The sequence below is a fragment of the Isoptericola sp. AK164 genome, from assembly GCF_029643425.1.
Lineage (GTDB): Bacteria > Actinomycetota > Actinomycetes > Actinomycetales > Cellulomonadaceae > Isoptericola > Isoptericola haloaureus.
The window spans coordinates 3,378,384-3,397,617 of sequence record NZ_CP119106.1 but is presented as its reverse complement, the minus strand read 5'-3'; the positions used below and the strand labels follow the sequence as shown (position 1 = coordinate 3,397,617).

Genomic DNA, 19,234 nt, shown 5'->3' with positions numbered 1-19,234 from the left:
TCTCGACATTCCGGGGACGGTGGTCCCGGAATATCGACAACCACGACTCGACCGGTCCCGTCCCTGGGTGGGGCGCTGTCAGCCTACGAGGAAATGTCCCGTTGTTCTGGGATCGGATCAGGATGCGAGATCCACGACGAAAAGGGCTTTCCGATGTAGAAAAGGAACGACGACGAAGACGGTCGCGAGCTGATATCAGTTCGCCGCGCCAATCGGAATATGTTCCGTAGAAACCCTAACAAACATTCTCCGACGAGTCGACGTGGGGGAGGCCTGGCCGTGGAGGCCGATGCGGAGGAGCCGGGCCCCGGCCTCAGCCGCCGAGGTCGAGCACGGCGTAGCCGTGCCCGTCGAGGTGCACCACGGCGTCCTCGGTCCGCACGCCCCGACCGACGAGCAGCCTGGCGTCGCCCGCGCCCGGCAGCGGCAGCTCGACCGGGTGCCGGCCGGGGTTGAGCACGACGGCGAGCGAACCGCCGCGCACGTAGGCCATCGGGTAGCCGGTGGCCAGCACCTCGAGCGGTGAACCGACGTCGAGCCGCCTGTCCCGGTGCCGCAGCGAGATCAGGTCGCGCACCAGGTGCAGCAACGAGTCCGGGTCGTCGACCTGGTCGGACACCGTCGGACGGCCGGGGTCCGGGTCCACGGGCAGGTAGGACGACGTCGCGGGCGTCCCGGGACCGAAGCGCCCGGCGTCCAGGTCTCCCCACTGCACAGGGGTGCGCGACCCGGCGCGGTCGTAGGTCGGGCCGAGCCGGGACCCCTCGGTGGTCGGTGTGCCGGGCACGTACCGCATGCCGATCTCGTCGCCCTGGTAGACCGAGGGCATCGCGGGCCAGGTCATGACCAGGACGTGGGCGGCGCGCGCCTGCTCGGCGTCCCGCGGGCCGGCGACGAGTCGTGTGAAGTCGTGGTTCGACGTCGGCAGCCCGACGACGCCGCCGCGTCCCGCGGCGGCGATCGCTGCGGTCGCCGCGGTCCATGCGCGCACGAACGTCGCGGCGTCACCGCGGGCCTCGGCGTCGGCCCAGGCGGGCACGTCGCCCCAGGTGGGCTGGGTGGTGCCGGCGCCGTTGTTCCACAGCGAGCGCAGCGGCAGGCCGTCGTCGTCCCCGCCGAACTGCAGCAGGAAGTCGGCGTGGAAGCCCGCGGGCACGGCGACCTTCGGGTCGCCCCACTCGCTGATCAGGACCCGGCCGGGATAGGTGCGGTCCAGCCAGGCGCGCATCTCCTGCCAGAGGCGTCGCGTCTCGGCGAGCCCGGGGTCGTCCTTGACGAGGGAGGCCGCCATGTCGACGCGGAAGCCGGCGACGCCGCGGTCGAACCAGAACGCCAGGATCTCGCGCAGCGCGGCGCGGTTGGCCTGCGGGCCGGGTGCGTCGACGGGCTGCCGCCACGGTTCGGCCGGGTCGAGGCGCGCGTACCCGTAGTTGAGGGCGGGCTGCACGGGGAAGAAGTTGGGCCGGTAGTACCCGCCGCGCCGACCGAGCCCGGGTTCGAACCCGTCGACGGGCACGTCGCTCCACACGTACCGGTCGTCGTCCGGGTCGTCGATCGCGGCGCGGAACCAGGGGTGCTGGTCCGAGGTGTGGCCGGCGACGAGATCGAGCAGGACCGCGATCCCGCGCCGGGCGGCCTGCTCGGTGAGGTGCTCCAGGTCGGCGTTGGTGCCGTACCGCGGTGCGATGCGCAGGAAGTCGGCGACGTCGTAGCCGGCGTCGGCGAACGGGGAGACGAAGCAGGGACTCAGCCAGATCGCGTCGACCCCGAGCCACGCCAGGTAGTCGAGGCGGTCGGCGATGCCGCGCAGGTCGCCGACCCCGTCGCCGTCGGCGTCCGCGAAGCTCTGCGGGTAGATCTGGTAGAGCACCGTCCGGTCGAGGCGGTCCGCCAGGTCGGTCGTCGCTGGGGTGGTCGCCACGGCGCTGCTCCTTCGTCGGGGCGGTCCGCGACCTACGCGGACCGGTGTGCGGCGTCCACGGTAGGGTATGTAACCGGTTACATCCACCGACGGAGCCGAGGAGGCGTGATGGCGGCGGTGCGACGGCCCACCGTGCGCGACATCGCCCGCCATGCCGGCGTGTCCGTGGCGACGGTCTCCCGGGTCACCAGCGACGACCCGCGGGTCCGGGCCGAGACCCGGGCGCGGGTGCAGGCCAGCATCGACGCGCACGGCTACACGCCCTCGTCGCTCGGCCTGGGGCTCGCCCGACGGCGGCACCAGGCACTGGGCGTGGTCCTGCCCGGCCTGGGCGGGCCGTACTTCGCCGAGCTCCTCCGAGGCGTCGAGTCCGTCGCCGCCGCGCACGACACGGCCGTCACGGTTCTGGGCGCTCACCTGCGCCCCGACGTCGCCGGTGCGGTCGAGCGGCTCGCCCGGCGCACCGATGCGCTGGTCGTCCAGGCCGGCACGGTCGACGACGCGGTGCTCGCCGCCGTCGCCGACGAGGTCGCCGTCGTCGTGCTGGCCGGGTCGCCCCAGCACCCGACCACGGTCCGCACCGACGGCGAGTCGGCGTGCCGGGACGTCACCGCCCATCTCGTCGACGTGCACGGTCACCGTCGGCTGCGGTTCGTCGGCCTCCCGCCGGGCGCGCCCGAGCCGGCCCAGCGGCACCGGGGATTCCGTCGCGCCCTGAGCGAGCGCGGCCTCGTCGAGTCCGGTCCGCCGCTGTCCGTCGGGCTCGAGGCGGTCGACGGCGCCGCGGCGGCACGCGACCTCCGCGCGTCCGGCGACGTCCCCGACGCCCTGGTCTGCGCGAACGACGAGATCGCGTTCGGGCTGCTCGCCACCCTGCCCGGCCTGGGGTACGACGTGCCGCACGACGTCGCGATCGTCGGGTTCGACGACAACGCGCTCGCCGCCCTGGCGGCGCCCCGGCTCACGACCGTTCACCAGCCCACCGCAGAGCTGGGAGCCACGGCCGCCCGGCTCGCCCTCGCGGCGGCTTCCGGGGAGGAAGAACCCACCACCGACCACGTGCTGCCCACCCGGACGGTGGTCCGGGAGTCCTGTGGGTGCTCGCCCGCCCCCGGTGCGCGGCGCTGATCCCGCTCAACCGTGCCCGCAGGACTCCCGCTCGTGGAGGGCATAGGTGGAGTCCGTCAGCCGGAGGATCCTGTCCTGGCGGGTGGCCGAGCCGATCTGGTCGACCGCGCGGGCCGCGATCTCCTCGATGGGTGAGTCCACGCTGGACAGCCGCGGGATGCTGAACCGGCCGGCTTCGCCCACCTCGGCCGCGACGACGGCGAGGTCCTGCGGGACCCGCACGCCGACGTCCGCCGCGGCCCGGAGGAACCCCAGGGCCTGCGGGCCGGAGTCCACGAGCAGCCCGTCGGGCCGTTCTGCTCCTGCCAGGAGCTCCAGTCCGGCCGTGCGGCCGCCGTCCTCGGAGACGTCGGCCCGGAGGACGGTGCTCGAGCCGATCCCCGCCTCGGCGAGCGCGCTGTTCCATCCGGTGTCGCGGCGGGGCGTGATGGAGTACCGGGTCGGGGCGGCGATGCGTGCGAGGCGGCGGCAACCGTGCTCGATGAGGTGGCGTGCGGCCAGGGCCGTGCCGTCGATCGCCACCTCCGGGCGGTCGACGATCAGCACCGGCAGCTCGAACTCGGCGGCCCATCGTGTCTCGTCCAGCGGGTCGACGCTCATCAGGACGATCCCGTCCACCCGGCGTGCGGCGAGCTCGGCGACGTGCTCGCGCTCCCGCTCGGAGCGCCCGTTCGACGTCTTGATCACCACGCTGAGACCGCGGCTGCGGGCGAGCTCGGTCACCCGCTGCGTCATGACGGCGAAGTAGCTGAGCGCGATGTCCGGGAGGATCAGGCCGATGGAGTCCGTCTTGCCGGTCCGCATCGACCGTGCGAGGTTGTCCCGGCGGTATCCGAGCCGATCGATCGCCTCGAGGACCTTCCGGCGTGTCGCTGCGGACACCGGGCGCGGCCCGTCGTTCAGCACGTAGGACACCACGGCGCTCGAGACCCCCGCGGCCCGTGCGACGTCGTTCCTCGTCACCGCCATGCGGCAACTCTACTGGTCAGAGCGCTGCAGTCCTCGCGAAGCAGGGCGTCCGTGCAGGTGAGAGGACTTTTCCTGTCGACGTCTTGCCAGACTCAACACGAGTAGATAGCGTGTGGTCTACACGAGTTGAGCAATGGAGCGACACATGAGTGATGCAGGCGTCACGACGGGCCGGGTGATGGTGATCGGCTCGGCCAACGAGGACTTCGTCTTCGACGTGGAGGCGATGCCCCGTGCGGGCGAGACCGTGGTCGCCGCCGACTTCCATCGGGGCTTCGGCGGCAAGGGTGCCAACCAGGCGGTAGCGGCGGCCCGTGCGGGCGCGGCGACCCACTTCGTCGGCGCGGTCGGTCGGGACGACACCGCAGCCACCGTGGTCGAGAACCTGGTGGCCCACGGGGTGGGGGTCGACTCCGTCCAGCGGGTCGGCCTCCCGACCGGCAGGGCGGCCATCGTCGTCGACCGCGCCGGGCGGAACCAGATCGTCGTCGCGGCGGGCGCCAACGGCGCACTCACGGCGGGCGTCGTCGACGCGGCGCTCGCGGGGCTGGGCACCGGCGACGTGGTCGTCCTGCAGTGCGAGATCGACGCACCGATGGTCGAGCATGCCGCCGTCCGTGCGAGCGGTGCCGGCGCCCGCGTGCTCCTGAACCTGGCCCCGTACGTCGACCTCCGCCGGGAGGCGCTCGTCGCCGCCGACGTCGTCGTCGTGAACGAGTCCGAGGCGCTGGCGCTCTCCGGGGCTCGGGGGAGCGATGCCCGCGACGCCGAGACCCTCGCACGCGCCGCGGGGGACGCGGCCGGCACGGCGTGCCTGCTGACCCTCGGGGAACGTGGCTCGGTCTTCGTCGAACCCGGCGCACCACCCGTCGTCGTGCCCGCCGACGTCGTGGAGGACGTCGTGGACACCACGGGTGCGGGCGACGTCTACGTCGGGACCCTCGCGGCCGTCCTCGCGAACGGCGCGAGCATGCCGGACGCGATGGTCGCCGCCTCGAGCGCCGCGGCGCGCTCGGTCCGAGGGCGAGGAGCCCAGCTCAGCTCGGCGTGAACGGGTCGAGAACGTCGGCCCGCAGCAATCCCTGTCACATCGACGAACTCAACGAAGAGGAGAACCATGATGCACAGGACACGACTGACGGCGACCGCCGGCGCGGTCGCAGCACTCTCCCTCACCGTCGCCGCGTGCGGCGGGGGCGAAGGTTCCGACGCCGGCGGGGAGGTCGGCGGTGAGATCGCCTACTCCTTCTGGGGCAACCCCGACCGGGGCCGGTTGGTGGAGGAGGTCGCCTCCCTCTTCGCCGAGGAGCACCCCGGGGCCACCGTGGACGCCGAGGTGGCCGACTACCTCGCCTACATCGAACGACTCACGGTGCGTGCCGCCGGGGGAGACCTCGCCTGCGCCACCGGCACGCAGACCACCTTCCTGAGCCAGTACGCCGAGAACGGGGTGCTGCGTCCCCTGGACGACCTGATCGAGTCCGGGGAGATCGACACCTCCGAGATCCCGGAGGACGTCCTGGCCGCCGGGCAGGTCGACGGGGAGCAGGTCATGATCCCGACCGGCACGTTCGTGCGTGTCCTCGCCTACAACGCCGACCTGGCCGAGAGCGCCGGCGTCTCCGCGCCGGGCGACGACATGACCTGGGCGGAGTACGCCGACTGGCTGCGGGCCATGCGTGGCGAGCTCCCCGACGGCGTGTACCCCGGGGAGAACGAGGGCGGGATCATGTTCACCCTGACCTCCTGGGTGGTCGGGCACGGCGAGCAGATGTTCGACGGCGACGAGCTCGGGTTCGACCGGGAGCTGCTCACCGAGTACTTCGAGTACTGGATCGGGCTGGCCGAGGACGAGGCCGTCATCCCGCCCGCCATGATCCCCACGATGGAGGGCGCCCTGGAGCTCACCCCGATGGCCACCCGGCAGGTCGTCGCGGGAACGCGGGACATCCCGCACATCTACATCATGGAGGAGGCTCTCGCCGGGGCGGGCGACCCCGAGGACGTGGCGTGGACATCCATGCCGAGCGAGTCGCCGGACCGGCCCGCCAACGTGCTCGGTGCCAACGGCATCTCGATCCCGACCGACTGCGACAACGTGGCGACGGCAGCCGCCTTCGTGGACTTCTTCGCGAACGACACCGACGCCGCCCTCGCCTTCCGGTCCGACAACGGGATCCTCACCAACCAGAGCGCTCAGGACGCCCTGCTCGACGACCCCGAGACACCGGACGGCGTCAAGCAGAACGTCACGATCCTGCAGGAGCTGACCGACGCCGGAGACCTCGCCACGACCACCTATCCCGCGGGCCTCAACACGATGACCAACGAGCTGCGCCGGGTGTACTCCGCGGCGGCCTTCGGCGAGATGTCGGTGGACGAAGCCGTGGAGTCGTTCTTCTCCGCTGCCGACGAAGCCCTCTCCTGAGGCAGCGCACCACACGGGAGCTCCCTGATGACGACCACCACGCAACGCACCAGCTCGCCCGCCGCACGACCGAGGGGCACCGTCGGCCCGCGGTCGCGGCGACGGCGGGAGAACCTGGCCGGCTACGCCTTCATGGCGCCCTGGTTCCTCGGCTTCCTCGGCATCGTCGGCGGACCCGTCGTCGTCTCGCTCTACCTGTCCTTCACCGACTACTCGGTGCTCGGCAGCCCGGAGTGGGTCGGCACGGCCAACTACGAGCGCATGCTCACCGACGACCCACGCTTCCTCTCGGCGCTGCGGGTCACCCTCGTCTACCTGGTGGTGTCGGTGCCGCTGGTGCAGGTGTTCGCCCTGTTCCTGGCCAGCGTCCTGAACCGGGGCATCCGCGGTCTGCCCGTCTACCGCGCGCTCTTCTACGTGCCCTCGCTGATCGGGGGGAGCGTGGCGATCGCGATCCTGTGGCGCTTCGTCTTCCAGGGCGACGGGCTCTTCAACGGGCTGCTGGGGATCGTCGGCATCGACACGGGCTACTCGTGGATCGGTGAACCCGCGACGGCGCTCGACACCCTGATCGTGCTGAACGTCTGGCAGTTCGGTGCGGCCATGATCATCTACCTGGCCGGGCTGAAGAACATCCCGGCGGAGCTCTACGAGGCGGCGACCGTCGACGGGGCGGGGACCTGGCGCAAGTTCGTCTCGATCACCCTGCCGATGCTGAGCCCGGTGATCCTGTTCAACGTCCTGATGAACATGGTGGCCGCCTTCCAGGCGTTCAACACCGCCTACATCGTCAGCAACGGCACCGGCGGGCCGGCGGACTCGACCCTCTTCTACACCTTGTACCTGTACCAGCGCGGCTTCGTCGACTTCCAGATGGGGTACGCCTCGGCACTCGGCTGGGTGCTGCTGATCGTCAGCGCGGCGATCACGGCTCTGCTGTTCGCCCTCAGCCGGCGACTGGTGCACTACGGAGACGAGCGATGAGCACTCTCAACACCACCGAGCCGCAGACCCGCGGGGCCGGCGCCCCGACCCGACGGGGAGGCGCCAGCGGCCGCCGCACCCGCCCGATCGGGCGACCGCAGCTGTACCGGCACCTGATGCTGATCGCGCTGGCGTCGATGATGTTCTACCCGCTGGCGTGGATGCTCGGAGCCTCCTTCCGGGAGGACGGGCAGATCAACGACCCCGGCGTCTGGCCGGGGGAGCACTTCACTCTCGACGGCTACGTCGACGGCTGGGCGGGGGTCTCCGGGGTTCCGTTCCTGCGGTTCATCCTGAACTCGCTGCTGGTGTCGGGCGCGATCGTCGTCGCGAACCTCGTGGCCTGCTCGTTGACGGCCTACGCGTTCGCGCGGATCGACTTCGCCGCGAAGAAGGTGTGGTTCGGGGTGATGCTCGGCACGCTGATGCTGCCGCACCACGTCATCCTCATCCCGCAGTACATCCTGTTCAGAGAGCTGGACTGGATCAACACCTACCTGCCGTTCATCGTTCCGAAGCTGCTGGCCACCGACGCCTTCTTCGTCTTCCTGCTGGTCCAGTTCTTCCGCGCGATCCCGCGAGAGCTCGACGAGGCGGCCCGGATCGACGGCTGCGGTCACGTGGGCATCTTCGCCCGGGTCGTCCTGCCGCTGTCGAAGCCGGCGCTGGCCACCACCGCGATCTTCTCGTTCATCTACAGCTGGAACGACTTCTTCACGCCGCTGATCTACCTGACCGACACCGAGCTCTACACGGTGCCGCTGGCGCTGCGCTCGTTCATCGACGCGACCTCCTACTCGGCCTTCGGGGCCCTGTTCGCGATGTCGGTGATCTCGCTGCTCCCGGTGCTCGGCGTCTTCATCGCCTTCCAACGACTACTCGTCGAAGGCATCGCCACCTCCGGACTGAAGGGATGACACCCATGCGCATCGCCGTCTCGAACGACCACGCCGGCTTCGCACTCAAACCGGTCGTCGTCGATCTGCTGCACGAGCTGGGACACGAGGTCGTGGACGTCGGGACCGACAGCGACGACCCCGTCGACTTCCCCTTGATGACGCAGCGCGTCACCGACCTGGTGGTCGGAGGGCGGGCCGACCGCGGGTTGCTGGTCTGCGGCACCGGCGTCGGCGCCGCGATCGCCGCGAACAAGGTCCCCGGGATCCGCGCCGCCGTCATCCACGACACCTTCGTCGCCCGGCAGGGGGTCGAGCACGACGACGTCAACGTCGCGTGTCTCGGCGCCTGGGTCGTGGGGCGAGTCATCGCCCAGGACGTGGTCCGCGCCTTCCTGGGCGCCACCTTCAGCACGGACGCCGACTTCCGGCGCCGTGTCCAACAGCTCTCCGACCTGGAGACGGCGGCCGCGCGGTCCGGGAGGACCGCGGACGGCGGGCCGGAAGGGGGTCGGTAGGGGACCACCGGGACGGTGGTGCACCGCCGCGCGAGCGTGCGTGGCGGAGACGCAGGATCCACGCGAGAAAGGGCTACACCATGGCGCTCACCGACGAGCGGAAGAAGGAGATCCTCGAGACGGTCAAGCACCTGCGGGTGACTGACATCCGGGACGGTCTCGACTGGATGGGGTACCACCACTTCGGCACGGTCTCCCCGGAGATCCGACCGCTGTGGCGGACCAAGCGGGCGGGCTTCGCGCACACGATGCGCCACATCCCCACCCAGCAGAAGGTCCCGACGATGACCCCGGACGAGTACACCACCTGGGCGTACGAGTACTGGTACGGCGAGGTCTTCGCCAACGACATGGCGGACCTGATCGACGAGACCACGTTCCTCGTCGTCGACACGTGCAACACCCCGACCCCGGCCGTGGGATCGATGGACTCGATGATCTGGGCCGCGCTCGGCGCCCAGGGTGTCCTCACGAACGGCGGTGCGCGGGACACGGACGAGACCCTGGACTCCAAGCACATCGGGGTCTGGTCGCGCTGGGTCGTCCAGCCGATGTACCAGGGCCGGGTGGAGTGGGGAGGCCACAGCGTGCCCGTCGAGATCGGTGGTCAGATCGTGCGTCCCGGCGACCTGATCGTCGCCGACGGCGACGGCGCGATCGTCGTCCCGCAGGACATCATCGACGGGGTCCTGAAGTACGCGATCCAGGAGTCCGAGCAGGACAAGATCGCCCGCGGCTACCTCTTCGACGCCCTCGGCATCCCGCGCAACGAGAGCACCGAGTCGAAGTTCGACGTGCCGACGCACCCGTACGCGCCGACCCCGGAGAAGCTCAAGGCGATGCTCAACCGCGACTGAGCACCCTCGACTGAGCACCCTGCAGGTGGGTGGACCCGGTGCGGGTCCACCCACCTGCCGTCCCCTGAGACCTCCCGGACGGAAGGAACTGCCCTGGCTGTCACCCGGAACGACGTGGCGCGACGGGCCGGGGTCTCCCCCGCCCTCGTCTCCTACGTTCTCAACGACGGGCCTCGTCCTGTCTCTGCTGCGGCGCGCGAGCGCGTGCTCGCGGCGGTCCACGAGCTCGGCTACCGCCCCGACGGGCTGGCGCGCTCCTTGCGCGTCGGGCGGACCAGCACGCTCGGGCTCGTCGTCCCGGACGCGGTGAACCCCTTCTTCGGGGAGCTCGCGCACGCCGTGGAGGACGCCGCCTTCGGCATCGGCTACGCCGTGATGGTCTGCAACAGCGCCGACAGCAGCGCCAGGGAACGTACCTACGTCACGAGCCTCGCCGAGCGCAGGATCGACGGGCTGATCCTGGCCTCCACCTCCGAGGAGACCGACCTGAGCGACCTCACCGACCTCGCGATCCCCGTCATCGCGCTCGACCGTGCCCCCGACGCGGCACCGATCTCCACGATCCGCGTCGAGAACGCCACGGGTGCCTACCTCGGGACCCGGCACCTGGTGGAGCACGCCCACGACCGGATCGCGTTCGTGGGCGGGCCCGACACCGGGGTCTCGACCCTGCGGCGCGAGGGCTACCTGCATGCGCTGCAGGAGGCGGGACGACCTCCGTGGCGCGAGCTGCGCACCTCGGCCTTCACCCTCGCCGCCGGTGCTGACATCGCGAACGAGCTGCTGGCGGGGGACGCCCCGACCGCCGTCATGGTGGCCTCCGAGGTCCAGGCGATCGGGCTCGTCACCGGGCTCGGACGACTCGGTGCCCGGGTGCCGGGCGACATCGCCGTCGTCGCCATGGACGGCACCGCGGCCGGCGCCCATGCGTCACCGCGACTGACGACCGTCGCGCAGCCGATCCGGCGCATGGCGGAGATGGCCGTGACGCACCTGGTCCGCTCTCCCGCGCGGGTGGTGCACGAAGCGCTGCACGGTGACCTCGTGGTCCGGGAGAGCTGCGGCTGTCCGGCCCGGTCGTGAGGCGGGCACGGGCGGGCCCCGGGAGGCGTGCCTCCCGGGGCCCGCCCGTGCCCGACGTCGTCAGCCGCCGTGCGACGACCTGCGCCCGGAGGAGCCGAACTCCTCCATCTCCATCAGCGGGCGCAGCGAGTCCTCCACGGCGCCGTCGGCGACGTAGTCATGCATCGCGTCGTCCGCGAGCGCGTTGCCGAGTGCCGCCATGATCATGCCCTGGTCGAGGGCGAGGTAGCGCTCGGAGACCTGCCCGGAGCGCACCGCGACGGCGTCGTAGAAGCCGCCCGGGCCGTAGGCGTCGAAGTCCCGTGCGATGTTGCGCAGGTTCTTGACGGCCTCCTGCGGCGCGTACCGCAGGGCCAGGAACGAGGCGTGCGGGGTGACGACGCCGTCGCCGTACTCGGTCGGGGCCTCGGAGCCCTCCCGGCAGCCCTCGTACGGCTGGTCCACGGAGGTGCGCTCCTGGTCGGAGGTGTATCCGGGGCCGTCCATGCCGAGCTGGTCGACGCCGTACTCGCGGTAGCCGCCGGCGGGGTCGTTCGACGGCGAGAAGCCCCAGTAGCCGTAGTCGGCCTCCTCGAGGCCGTGCTCGATCTGCCCCTGGACGTACAGCGGGTGGTTGACGGCCCAGGAGTCGGTGCCCCACTCCTCCTCGGGGACGAACAGCGGCACCATGAGTGCCTCGAACATGCTGCCTCCCCAGGTCGGCACGATGTCCATGCCGCGGTAGGGGAGCGTGCCCTCGAAGACGTCGACGCCCAGGTAGCTCTGCCACTCGCCGGACGCCTTGGTCTCCGTCCAGGACCAGTCGCAGGTGGGGGCGAAGGTGCGCACCGGCCCGAAGTAGTGCTCGGCCGGGATCTGCTCCTCGGCGATCCCCAGGTAGGAGGCGATCCGCGGCTCGGTGTTGAACGCGCCGTAGTGGTGGCCCGTGTACCAGACGTCGGTCCCCATGCCGCAGTAGTCGTCGGTGGGCAGGGCCGGGTTGTCCTGGTCGGTGTCCCAGAACCCGCCGCGGATCTGGTTCACGTCCGGGTCGTAGAAGCAGCCGAAGTCCATCCCGTCCCGGATCGCGTCCGCCTCGTCCGCCAGCGACGGCTCGGCGTTCGCGGTGAGGAGCAGACCCGTGGCGAGCCAGCCGTTGTCGACGCTGGACAGGAACGGCTCGACCGGGTCGCCCTCGCCGAGCTCGTCGAGCTTGGCGCCGGTGGCCGGGTCGTACCAGTTGTAGAACATGCCGCTGGCGTCGTGCTTCTCCAGCTCGGCGACGGTGTCCAGCGTGGTCGCCATGCGCTCGCGGGCCTCGTCCGCGCCGATGATCCCCGTGTCGCGCGCGACGACGGTGCTCCACAGGTAGGCGCCGATGTTGGTCGGCGAGGTGTACCCGCCGCGGCTCTCGGCGCTCAGGTCACCGCCGATGTTGTCGTCCGGCAGGCCCGTGGAGTCCACCACGAGGGCCTCGAACGAGGTCCAGGTGTCCTCGGCCCAGTGCTGCAGCAGGCCGGGCGGGGCGCCGCGGGGCGGGGTCGGTCGGTCGTCGGCGGCGCTCGCGGGCATCCCGGCGAGGGCCACGCCGGTGGCCGCGAGCGCGGCCACGAGGGTGCGGCGTCTGGTCATGGGTCGTCTCCTCAACGTCGTCGTCGTGCGAAACGTGCGGGTGCCGCCACCCGGTCGGGTGGCGGCACCCCTCTCCCGGCCCCCGGTCAGGTGGTCGGGAGGCTGCCCGTCCGTGCCACCTTCCCGAGCCAGGCGAGGCTCGGCTTGGGGGTGCGCACGAACGTGCTCCGGTCGACGGCGATCAGCCCGAAGGTCGGGCGGAAGCCGCTCATCCACTCGTAGTTGTCGAGCAGCGACCAGTGCAGGTACCCCTCGACGCGGCAGCCGCCGGCCATGGCCCGTCCCATGCCGGCGAGCGCGTCGCGGGTGTAGTCGATGCGACGGGCGTCGTCGTCGGTCGCCATGCCGTTCTCGGTGACGAGCATTGGGACGCCGCCGGTGATCCGGTGGGAGTACTCCAGCGCCTCGCCGAGGGCCTGGGGGTAGTACTCCCAGCCGGTCAGCGTCTTCTCGACGTCGTCGCCGAACGGGACGGGTTCGCCGTCGGTGCCGATGATGGTGCGCAGGTAGCTCTGCACGCCGACGAAGTCGTCGTCGCGGGCGACCTCGAGGAAGAAGTCCTCGCGCGGCCAGGCGTAGGCGTCGCGGGCCTCCTCGGCTCCGGGCGCGGCCTGGAAGACCTGGTTGGCGATCGACCAGCCGGCACGCACGTGGCCCAGGCCGTGCATGATCTCCACGGCCCGGCGGTGCGCGGCGGCCTGGACCTCCGAGGCCTGCTGGTCGGGTGCGGCGAGGCCGGCGGCGTCGAGATTCGTCCGGCGGCTGGCGCCGAGCATCATCGAGGTGATGTTGGGTTCGTTGATGGTCACGACCCGCTCGACGTCGTCGAGGATCGGCGCGACGGTCTCGACGTACCGGGTGTAGGTGTCGACGGCGTCGGGTGCCAGCCATCCTCCGCGCTCGGCGAACCAGCGCGGCAGCGTGAAGTGCAGCAACGTGACGATCGGCGTGACGCCGGCGGCCAGGCAGGTGTCGATCATGCGGCGGTAGTGGTCGAGCTGGGCGCGGGAGACCTCGCCCTCGGCGGGTTCGATGCGCGCCCACTCCACGGAGAAGCGGTAGGCGTTGAGCCCGGCGTCGGCCAGCAGCGCGATGTCCTCGCCGTAGCGGTGGTAGCTGTCGACGGCGTCGCCGGAGCTCTCGGCGCACAGGCTGCCGGGCTGGTGCTCCTTGGCCCACCAGTCGCTGTTGACGTTGCCGCCCTCGATCTGGTGGGCGGCGGTGGATGCGCCCCAGAGGAAGTCGGGTGCGGTGGGCAGCGTGGTCGCGTCGGTCACGGGGTGGCTCCTTGCGGGGTCGAGCGGATGGGCGGGGCTACTTGATGCCGGTGGTGGCGATGCCCTGGATGATGCGGCGCTGCAGCACGAGGAAGACGACGAGGATCGGCGTCACGATGACGGTGGCCCCGGCGAGCAGCAGGCCGTACTGGACGGTGTTCTGGCCGGTGGAGTACAGGGCGAGCGCGACGGGCAGCGTGTACATGTCGGCGGACTGCACGGCCACGAGCGGCCACAGGAAGTTGTTCCACGACCCGAGGAAGGTCAGGATCCCCAGCGTGGCCAGGGCCGGCCCCGTCTGCGGCAGGACGATGCGGAAGAAGGTCCGGAACTCCCCGGCACCGTCGACCCGTGCGGCGTCGAGCAGCTCGTCGGGGATGTCCAGCATGAACTGGCGCATCAGGAACACGCCGAAGGGTGCGGCCAGGAACGGCAGGATGAGCGCCGCGTAGGTGTTGATCAGGTCGAGGTTCGCCACCAGGACGAACAGCGGCACGAAGGTGATGGTCCCGGGCACCATGAGCGTGGCCATGATGAGCAGGAACAGCGCCTTGCGCCCGGGGAAGTCGATCTTGGCCAGGGCGTAGCCGACCATGGCGCTGAACAGCACCGCGCCGACGGTGACGGCGAGCGCCACGATCACGGAGTTCAGGAAGAACTGCGGGAAGTTCATCCGGTCGAACAGCGCCGTGTAGTTCTCGAGCGTCACGTCCTGGGGGACGAGGGTCGGCGGGAACTGACGGATCTCGCCCTCGGGCTTGACCGAGGACAGGACCATCCAGACGAGCGGGCCGAGCGAGGCGACGAGCCCGACGAGCAGGGCGCCGTTGAGCAGCAGGGCGCGCGGGCCGAACCGACGACGGCGATCGCCGCGGGATGGTGCGGGCAGCTCCGCCGGTGCGGCGCTGGTCGTCGCCGGGGGCAGGGGTGTGGTGGTCACGGGTGCTCCTCTCGCTGCCCGGTCAGTTCTTGGGCCGCAGCAGGCGGAACTGGAGGAAGGACAGGATCGCGATGGCGACGAACAGCAGGTAGCTCATCGCGGCGGACAGTCCGTAGTCGCCGAACCCGAACTGGTTGTAGATCTCGTACGCCACCGAGTTGGTGGCTCCGAGCGGGCCGCCCTGGGTCATGACGAACGGCTCCTCGAAGAACTGCAGGTAGGCGATGCCGGCCATGACGGCACAGAACAGCAGGGTGGGGCGCAGGAGGGGCACGGTGACGGAGCGGAAGGTGCGCACCGGTCCGGCACCGTCCAGGGCGGCCGCCTCGTACAGGTCCTTCGGGATGCCCTGCAGCCCGGCGAGCAGGATCACCATGGAGAACCCCACGTTGCGCCAGACGGCGAGCATGATGAGCGACGGCATCGCCCAGGTGGGGTCGGTGAGCCAGTCCGGACCGTCGATCCCGACGAACCCGAGCACGGTGTTGACCAGCCCGAAGTCGGGCTGCAGCAGGAAGCGCCAGACGACAGCGACCGCGACGATCGAGGTCACGACCGGCGCGTAGAACCCGACGCGGAACACCGAGCGGAACCAGGTGAGCCCGGAGTTGAGCAGCGCGGCGAGCAGCAGCGCGATGCCGAGGGTGAGGGGCATCGCCACCCCGACGAAGTACACGGTGTTGCCGGCGGCCTGCTGGAACTGCGGGTCGGTGACGGCCGTGACGAAGTTGTCGAGGCCGACGAAGTTCACCGCCAGCGGCGAGCGCAGGTCGGCGCCGCGCATGTCGGTGAACGCCATGTACAGCGAGGCGCCCACCGGCAGGATCATGAAGACGGCGAACAGGACCGTGAACGGCAGGGCGAAGCCCCAGGCCGCGTACCCGCGGCGGCGTCGTCGGGCGCTCTCCGGGCGGCGGCCCCGCGTCGCGGGGCCGCCGGTCACCGGCGGCGCGTCGGTGCGCAGCGCCACGGCTCAGCCCAGCCCGTCGCCGATGGAGGTGGCGGCATCCTGCATCTGCTGGGCCGCCTCCTCGGGCTCGAGCTGGCCGTTGACCACCTGTTCGACGACGAGGTTCAGCTCGTGCTCGATCTCGGACCAGGTGGGCAGCGCGGGCGTGGAGCGAGCGGTCTCGAGCGCCTCGCCGTAGACGGCGAGCGACTCGTCCCCGGCCAGGGCTTCGTCGTCCCAGGAGGCCTGGACGGCGGGGAGGTCGTTCGAGATCTCGAACCAGTCCACCTGGACCTCGGGATCGGTGGCGAACTCGACGAACTTCCACGCGGCGTCAGGGTTGGCGGCCTCCGCCGTCACGGCGAGGTTGGAACCGCCGATGAACGAGGCGTCCTGCTCGTCCGGGGGCAGCGCGGTGACGGCGAACTTGTCCGCGAAGTCGTCGCCGGCGGTCGTGAGCAGGTTCGACCGCTCCCACGGCCCCGACACGAAGGCTCCGAGGTCGCCGTCGATGAAGTCCTGGACCTTCTCGTCCTCGACGAGGGTCTGCGGGGCCAGCCCGTCGGCCATGAACGAGGAGTAGAAGTCGAGCGCCTCGACCTGGGCATCGTCGGCGAGCGTGAACTCGCCGGCGTCGTCCACGATCTCGCCGCCGGCCTGCCAGTAGAACGGGAAGTACATCAGCGCGGTGCCGTCGCCGTTGGTCTGCAGGGCGATGCCGTGCTCGGCGCCGGCGTCCTGCATCCCGGCGGCGAACGCGGTGAGCTCGTCCCAGCTCTGCGGCTCGTCGACGCCGGCCTGCTCGGCGAGGTCGGTGCGGTAGTACAGGACCCGTGTCTCGACGTACCAGGGGACGCCGTAGGAGGTGCCGTCGACGACGGTGGTGTCCCAGGCGCCGGGGAAGAACGCCTCGGAGTCGATGCTGTCGGGTGTCTCGGCCAGCCCGCCCAGCTCGACGAAACCGCTCATGAGAGTGGTGCCGGCCTGCAGGACGTCCGGGACCTCGCCCGTCGCCATCGCGGTGTTGATCTTCTGCACGGCGGACTCCCAGGGCACGGGCGTGACCTCGACGGTGACGTCGGGGTTGTCGGCCTCGAACTGCTCGGCGAGCTCGGGCAGGAGCTCGCCCTCGGTGCCCATGGCCCACACCTCCACGGTCCCGGACGCGGGGCCCTCGGAGATCTGGGTGCCCGGCTCGTCGGCGGCGTCGGACCCGCCCGAGCCGGTGCCGGCGTCGTCCCGTCCGCAGGCCGTCAGGCTCAGCGTGAGGACGAGTGTCGAGGCGGTCGCCGCTGCGGCGCGGCGCGATGTGCTGTTCACGGTCACTCCCTTGTCGATCCGTCGAAATTTCGAAACACGCTCTCGAAATCGCCCCGAGACAATAGAGCCGGAACCCCGGACTGTCAACGGGATCATGCGGTTTGCTGTAGCATCTCTATTTCGGAAACGATCAGCAAAGGAGGGGTCGTGGCGGCGGAACAACCCGAGGTGCCGCTCGCGGTCGTGGCGCGCGAGGCCGGCGTGTCCGTGCCGACGGTGTCCAAGGTCCTCAACTCGCGCACGGACGTGGCCGTGGCGACCCGGGAGCGCGTCACCGCCGTCCTGCGCCGGCACGGCTACGCCGTCCGGCCGCGGCGTCGGCGGGCGACCGGCATGATCGACGTGCGGATCGTCGACCTGGAGGGCACCTGGTCCGAGGCCGTCGTGCGCGGCGCGGTCGCCGGGGCGCGCCGGCTCGGGCTCGACGCGGTGCTCGCCGTCGAACCCGATCCGGACGACTGCAGCGCCTGGGTGCGTCACGCCTTGGACCGGGGGACCGACGGCCTCGTGAGCGTCGTCGCCGTCCCGGACGCCGAGGCCCGGCAGGCGCTGGCGGAGTCCGGCACGCCGCTGGTCGTCGTCGACCCCCGGCAGCGTCCGCCCGAGGGCATGCTCTCGGTCAGCGCGACCAACTTCCAGGGCGGCCTGGAGGCCACCGCCCACCTGCTGTCCCTCGGCCACCGGCGGATCGCCACCATCACCGGCGCCCTCGAGCAGGACAACGCCATCGCGCGCCTGGCCGGCTACCGCGCGGCGATGCTGCAGGCTCGGGTCGAGGTGGACGACGACCTCGTGGTCGCCGGATCGTACGGCGTCACGGCCGGGTACGACGGCGTGCAGCGGCTCCTGGAGCTCACCGACCCGCCCACCGCGATCTTCGCCAGCAGCGACGACACCGCGCTGGGCGCCCTGCACGCTCTGCGCGAGCGGAGCCTGACGGTGCCCGACGACGTCTCGCTCGTCGGCTTCGACGACCTGCCGGTGGCGCCGTGGATCGACCCGCCGCTGACGACGGTCCGACAGCCGCTGGCCGAGATGGGGGCCACCGCCGTCGACCTCGTGCACCGGGCGCGCAGCGGGAGCGGGCACACGCTGCGCACCGAGCTCGCCACGAGCCTCGTCGTGCGGGGATCGACGGTGCCGCCCCGGGGCTGAGGAGTCAGGCCGAGGTCGTGTCGCCGACGTCGGCGAGGCGCCGCACCCCGGCCGTGGGCAGCCGGTCCCACCACCGCCGGTAGCGGCGGAACACCGCGGGCTCCCGGTCGGCGAGCATCCCCTGCAGGCGGGCGGCTTCGGCGGCCAGCTCTCGCCACGCGGCGTCGGGCAGCGGCTCGACGACGGCGGCGTCGATGCCGTCGTCCGTCGCCCGCCAGAACCCGACGACGCGCCCGTCCACCAGCACGGTCGCCAGCGTGTCGCCGTTGCGGCGGATCGCCTGGCCGCGCAGCGCCTCGGGCAGCACCCGGGAGCGGTCGGCGTGCGCCAGCAGGAGGCTGTCCCACATGCCCAGCAGGCGTGCGGGGGCGGGGGCGTCCGCCGGCGGCCGCGGGGCGTCGGGCAGGTCGAGCAGCGTGCCGCCGTCGGGCCCGGTGAGCTCCACGAGCTCCGGCCGCAGGGTCTCGACCGCGGGCCCGGTCCAGGGTTTCCGCAGCATCGTGAACTGCGCGAAGTCCCGCTCCGTGGCGGGGCCGAAGGCGGCGAGGTAGCGGCGCAGCAGGTGCACGACGGCGGGGTCGTCGCCGGGTGGCGGCTCGTCGGCGGCCGTGGAGGCGCCGGCGCGGTACACCCGGTCGCGCGGCGAGTACGACCAGGGCGGGCCGGTCGGCACGTGGTGCAGCGGGGCCAGGGTCCGCAGGGCGAACCAGGTGGCCGGGGCCCGTTCGGCGTCCAGGAGCCGGGTGAGCTCGGCGAGGATCTCGTCCTGGGTGCGGGGCCGGTCCACGAAGGCGAGCAGCGCGTCGCGGACGTCGTTCGCCTCGGCGGGCGTGAGGCGGGCCGGGGCGAACCGGCGGTCGTTCAGGCGCGAGCCCCGCAACGGGTGGGTCATCGCCCGGTGGAACGGCGCCCAGTCGTCGCGGTGGACGGCGTGCAGCGTGATCCGCAGCAGGGCGGCCCGCACCACCGCGCCGGTGGCGTAGGCGTCGTCCAGGTCGGCCGGGCGGAACGCGGCGACCCGGTTCCACAGCGCGACGTACGGCGCGGCGGGCTCCTGGGCCTGCAGCGCGCCGACCCGGTGGACGGCGTCCGGCACGGTCAGGTCCGCCCGCTCCAGCAGGAGCTGGCGGGCCAGGGTGGCGCGACCGAGCCCGGCCGGTGTCAGGCGCACCCTCCGAGCCTGGCGCGCGCCACGGCG

Annotated in this window: 17 protein-coding genes; 9 read left to right on the top strand and 8 right to left on the bottom strand. The window is 71.7% G+C overall.

The features are described from left to right. Positions 1–313: 313 nt before the first annotated feature. On the bottom strand, positions 314–1,921 hold the full coding sequence (locus PO879_RS15465) for an alpha-amylase family glycosyl hydrolase (protein WP_278235746.1): 1,608 nt from the start codon (positions 1,919–1,921) through the stop codon (positions 314–316). A 108-nt stretch (positions 1,922–2,029) separates the two neighbouring features. On the opposite strand from PO879_RS15465, the gene PO879_RS15460 reads away from it, so the two are divergent. Further along, on the top strand, positions 2,030–3,049 hold the full coding sequence (locus tag PO879_RS15460) for a LacI family DNA-binding transcriptional regulator (protein ID WP_278235745.1): 1,020 nt from the start codon (positions 2,030–2,032) through the stop codon (positions 3,047–3,049). Positions 3,050–3,055: 6 nt separating this feature from the next. Here the strand turns inward: PO879_RS15460 and PO879_RS15455 are convergent, their stop codons facing one another. Then, positions 3,056–4,018 carry a LacI family DNA-binding transcriptional regulator gene (locus PO879_RS15455; RefSeq protein WP_278235744.1) on the bottom strand — a complete coding sequence of 321 codons (963 nt, stop codon included), beginning with the start codon at positions 4,016–4,018 and terminating at the stop codon, positions 3,056–3,058. Positions 4,019–4,163: 145 nt separating this feature from the next. Here PO879_RS15455 and PO879_RS15450 point away from each other — a divergent pair, with 145 nt between their 5' ends. The 7 genes from PO879_RS15450 (at position 4,164) to PO879_RS15420 (ending at position 10,784) form a co-directional block, all read left to right on the top strand. Continuing rightward, a complete protein-coding gene (locus PO879_RS15450; RefSeq protein ID WP_278235743.1) occupies positions 4,164–5,069 on the top strand; it encodes a PfkB family carbohydrate kinase in 906 nt (301 codons plus the stop codon). A gap of 66 nt (positions 5,070–5,135) precedes the next feature. Next, the gene (locus PO879_RS15445; RefSeq protein ID WP_278235742.1) at positions 5,136–6,446 is read left to right on the top strand and encodes an extracellular solute-binding protein; all 1,311 of its coding nucleotides are present in this window, start codon (positions 5,136–5,138) and stop codon (positions 6,444–6,446) included. Between the two features lie 27 nt (positions 6,447–6,473). Next, complete coding sequence (locus PO879_RS15440; protein ID WP_278235741.1) at positions 6,474–7,430, top strand: sugar ABC transporter permease; 957 nt, start codon at positions 6,474–6,476, stop codon at positions 7,428–7,430. Then, a complete protein-coding gene (locus PO879_RS15435; RefSeq protein ID WP_278235740.1) occupies positions 7,427–8,347 on the top strand; it encodes a carbohydrate ABC transporter permease in 921 nt (306 codons plus the stop codon). Before PO879_RS15440 ends, PO879_RS15435 begins: the two co-directional genes overlap by 4 nt. 5 nt (positions 8,348–8,352) lie before the next feature. Then, positions 8,353–8,844: an RpiB/LacA/LacB family sugar-phosphate isomerase gene (locus PO879_RS15430; RefSeq protein WP_278235739.1), complete on the top strand. Its 492-nt coding sequence runs from the start codon at positions 8,353–8,355 to the stop codon at positions 8,842–8,844. A gap of 80 nt (positions 8,845–8,924) precedes the next feature. Then, positions 8,925–9,701, top strand: coding sequence for an RraA family protein (locus PO879_RS15425; RefSeq protein ID WP_278235738.1), 777 nt, complete (start codon positions 8,925–8,927; stop codon positions 9,699–9,701). A gap of 114 nt (positions 9,702–9,815) precedes the next feature. Beyond that, positions 9,816–10,784 (top strand): LacI family DNA-binding transcriptional regulator, encoded by a 969-nt coding sequence (locus tag PO879_RS15420; RefSeq protein WP_278235737.1) that lies wholly within the window; start codon positions 9,816–9,818, stop codon positions 10,782–10,784. A 60-nt stretch (positions 10,785–10,844) separates the two neighbouring features. On the opposite strand, the gene PO879_RS15415 is transcribed toward PO879_RS15420, so the two are convergent. The 5 genes from PO879_RS15415 to PO879_RS15395 all read right to left on the bottom strand — a co-directional run bounded on the left by PO879_RS15415 (position 10,845) and on the right by PO879_RS15395 (position 16,881). Beyond that, positions 10,845–12,395, bottom strand: a complete 1,551-nt coding sequence (locus tag PO879_RS15415; RefSeq protein WP_278235736.1) for a glucoamylase family protein — start codon at positions 12,393–12,395, stop codon at positions 10,845–10,847. 86 nt (positions 12,396–12,481) lie between these two features. Next, a complete protein-coding gene (locus PO879_RS15410; protein WP_278235735.1) occupies positions 12,482–13,672 on the bottom strand; it encodes a family 1 glycosylhydrolase in 1,191 nt (396 codons plus the stop codon). 37 nt (positions 13,673–13,709) lie between these two features. Beyond that, entirely contained in the window at positions 13,710–14,510 is an 801-nt protein-coding gene (locus PO879_RS15405; RefSeq protein ID WP_278237567.1) for a carbohydrate ABC transporter permease, read from the bottom strand. A 124-nt stretch (positions 14,511–14,634) separates the two neighbouring features. Continuing rightward, entirely contained in the window at positions 14,635–15,582 is a 948-nt protein-coding gene (locus PO879_RS15400; protein WP_278235734.1) for a sugar ABC transporter permease, read from the bottom strand. Between the two features lie 3 nt (positions 15,583–15,585). Continuing rightward, on the bottom strand, positions 15,586–16,881 hold the full coding sequence (locus PO879_RS15395) for a sugar ABC transporter substrate-binding protein (protein WP_278235733.1): 1,296 nt from the start codon (positions 16,879–16,881) through the stop codon (positions 15,586–15,588). Positions 16,882–17,028: 147 nt separating this feature from the next. On the opposite strand from PO879_RS15395, the gene PO879_RS15390 reads away from it, so the two are divergent. Further along, positions 17,029–18,036 (top strand): LacI family DNA-binding transcriptional regulator, encoded by a 1,008-nt coding sequence (locus PO879_RS15390; protein WP_278235732.1) that lies wholly within the window; start codon positions 17,029–17,031, stop codon positions 18,034–18,036. Between the two features lie 4 nt (positions 18,037–18,040). Here PO879_RS15390 and PO879_RS15385 read toward each other — a convergent pair whose 3' ends face one another. Then, positions 18,041–19,207, bottom strand: a complete 1,167-nt coding sequence (locus PO879_RS15385; protein WP_278235731.1) for a winged helix DNA-binding domain-containing protein — start codon at positions 19,205–19,207, stop codon at positions 18,041–18,043. Between the last annotated feature and the right edge of the window lie 27 nt (positions 19,208–19,234).

Excerpts from the sequence above, each read along its gene's own strand:
- PO879_RS15460 (WP_278235745.1), top strand. The coding sequence starts at position 2,030 with ATGGCGGCGGTGCGACGGCCCACCGTGCGCGACATCGCCCGCCATGCC.
- PO879_RS15455 (WP_278235744.1), bottom strand. The coding sequence starts at position 4,018 with ATGGCGGTGACGAGGAACGACGTCGCACGGGCCGCGGGGGTCTCGAGC.
- PO879_RS15450 (WP_278235743.1), top strand. The coding sequence starts at position 4,164 with ATGAGTGATGCAGGCGTCACGACGGGCCGGGTGATGGTGATCGGCTCG.
- PO879_RS15445 (WP_278235742.1), top strand. The coding sequence starts at position 5,136 with ATGATGCACAGGACACGACTGACGGCGACCGCCGGCGCGGTCGCAGCA.
- PO879_RS15440 (WP_278235741.1), top strand. The coding sequence starts at position 6,474 with ATGACGACCACCACGCAACGCACCAGCTCGCCCGCCGCACGACCGAGG.
- PO879_RS15435 (WP_278235740.1), top strand. The coding sequence starts at position 7,427 with ATGAGCACTCTCAACACCACCGAGCCGCAGACCCGCGGGGCCGGCGCC.
- PO879_RS15430 (WP_278235739.1), top strand. The coding sequence starts at position 8,353 with ATGCGCATCGCCGTCTCGAACGACCACGCCGGCTTCGCACTCAAACCG.
- PO879_RS15425 (WP_278235738.1), top strand. The coding sequence starts at position 8,925 with ATGGCGCTCACCGACGAGCGGAAGAAGGAGATCCTCGAGACGGTCAAG.
- PO879_RS15415 (WP_278235736.1), bottom strand. The coding sequence starts at position 12,395 with ATGACCAGACGCCGCACCCTCGTGGCCGCGCTCGCGGCCACCGGCGTG.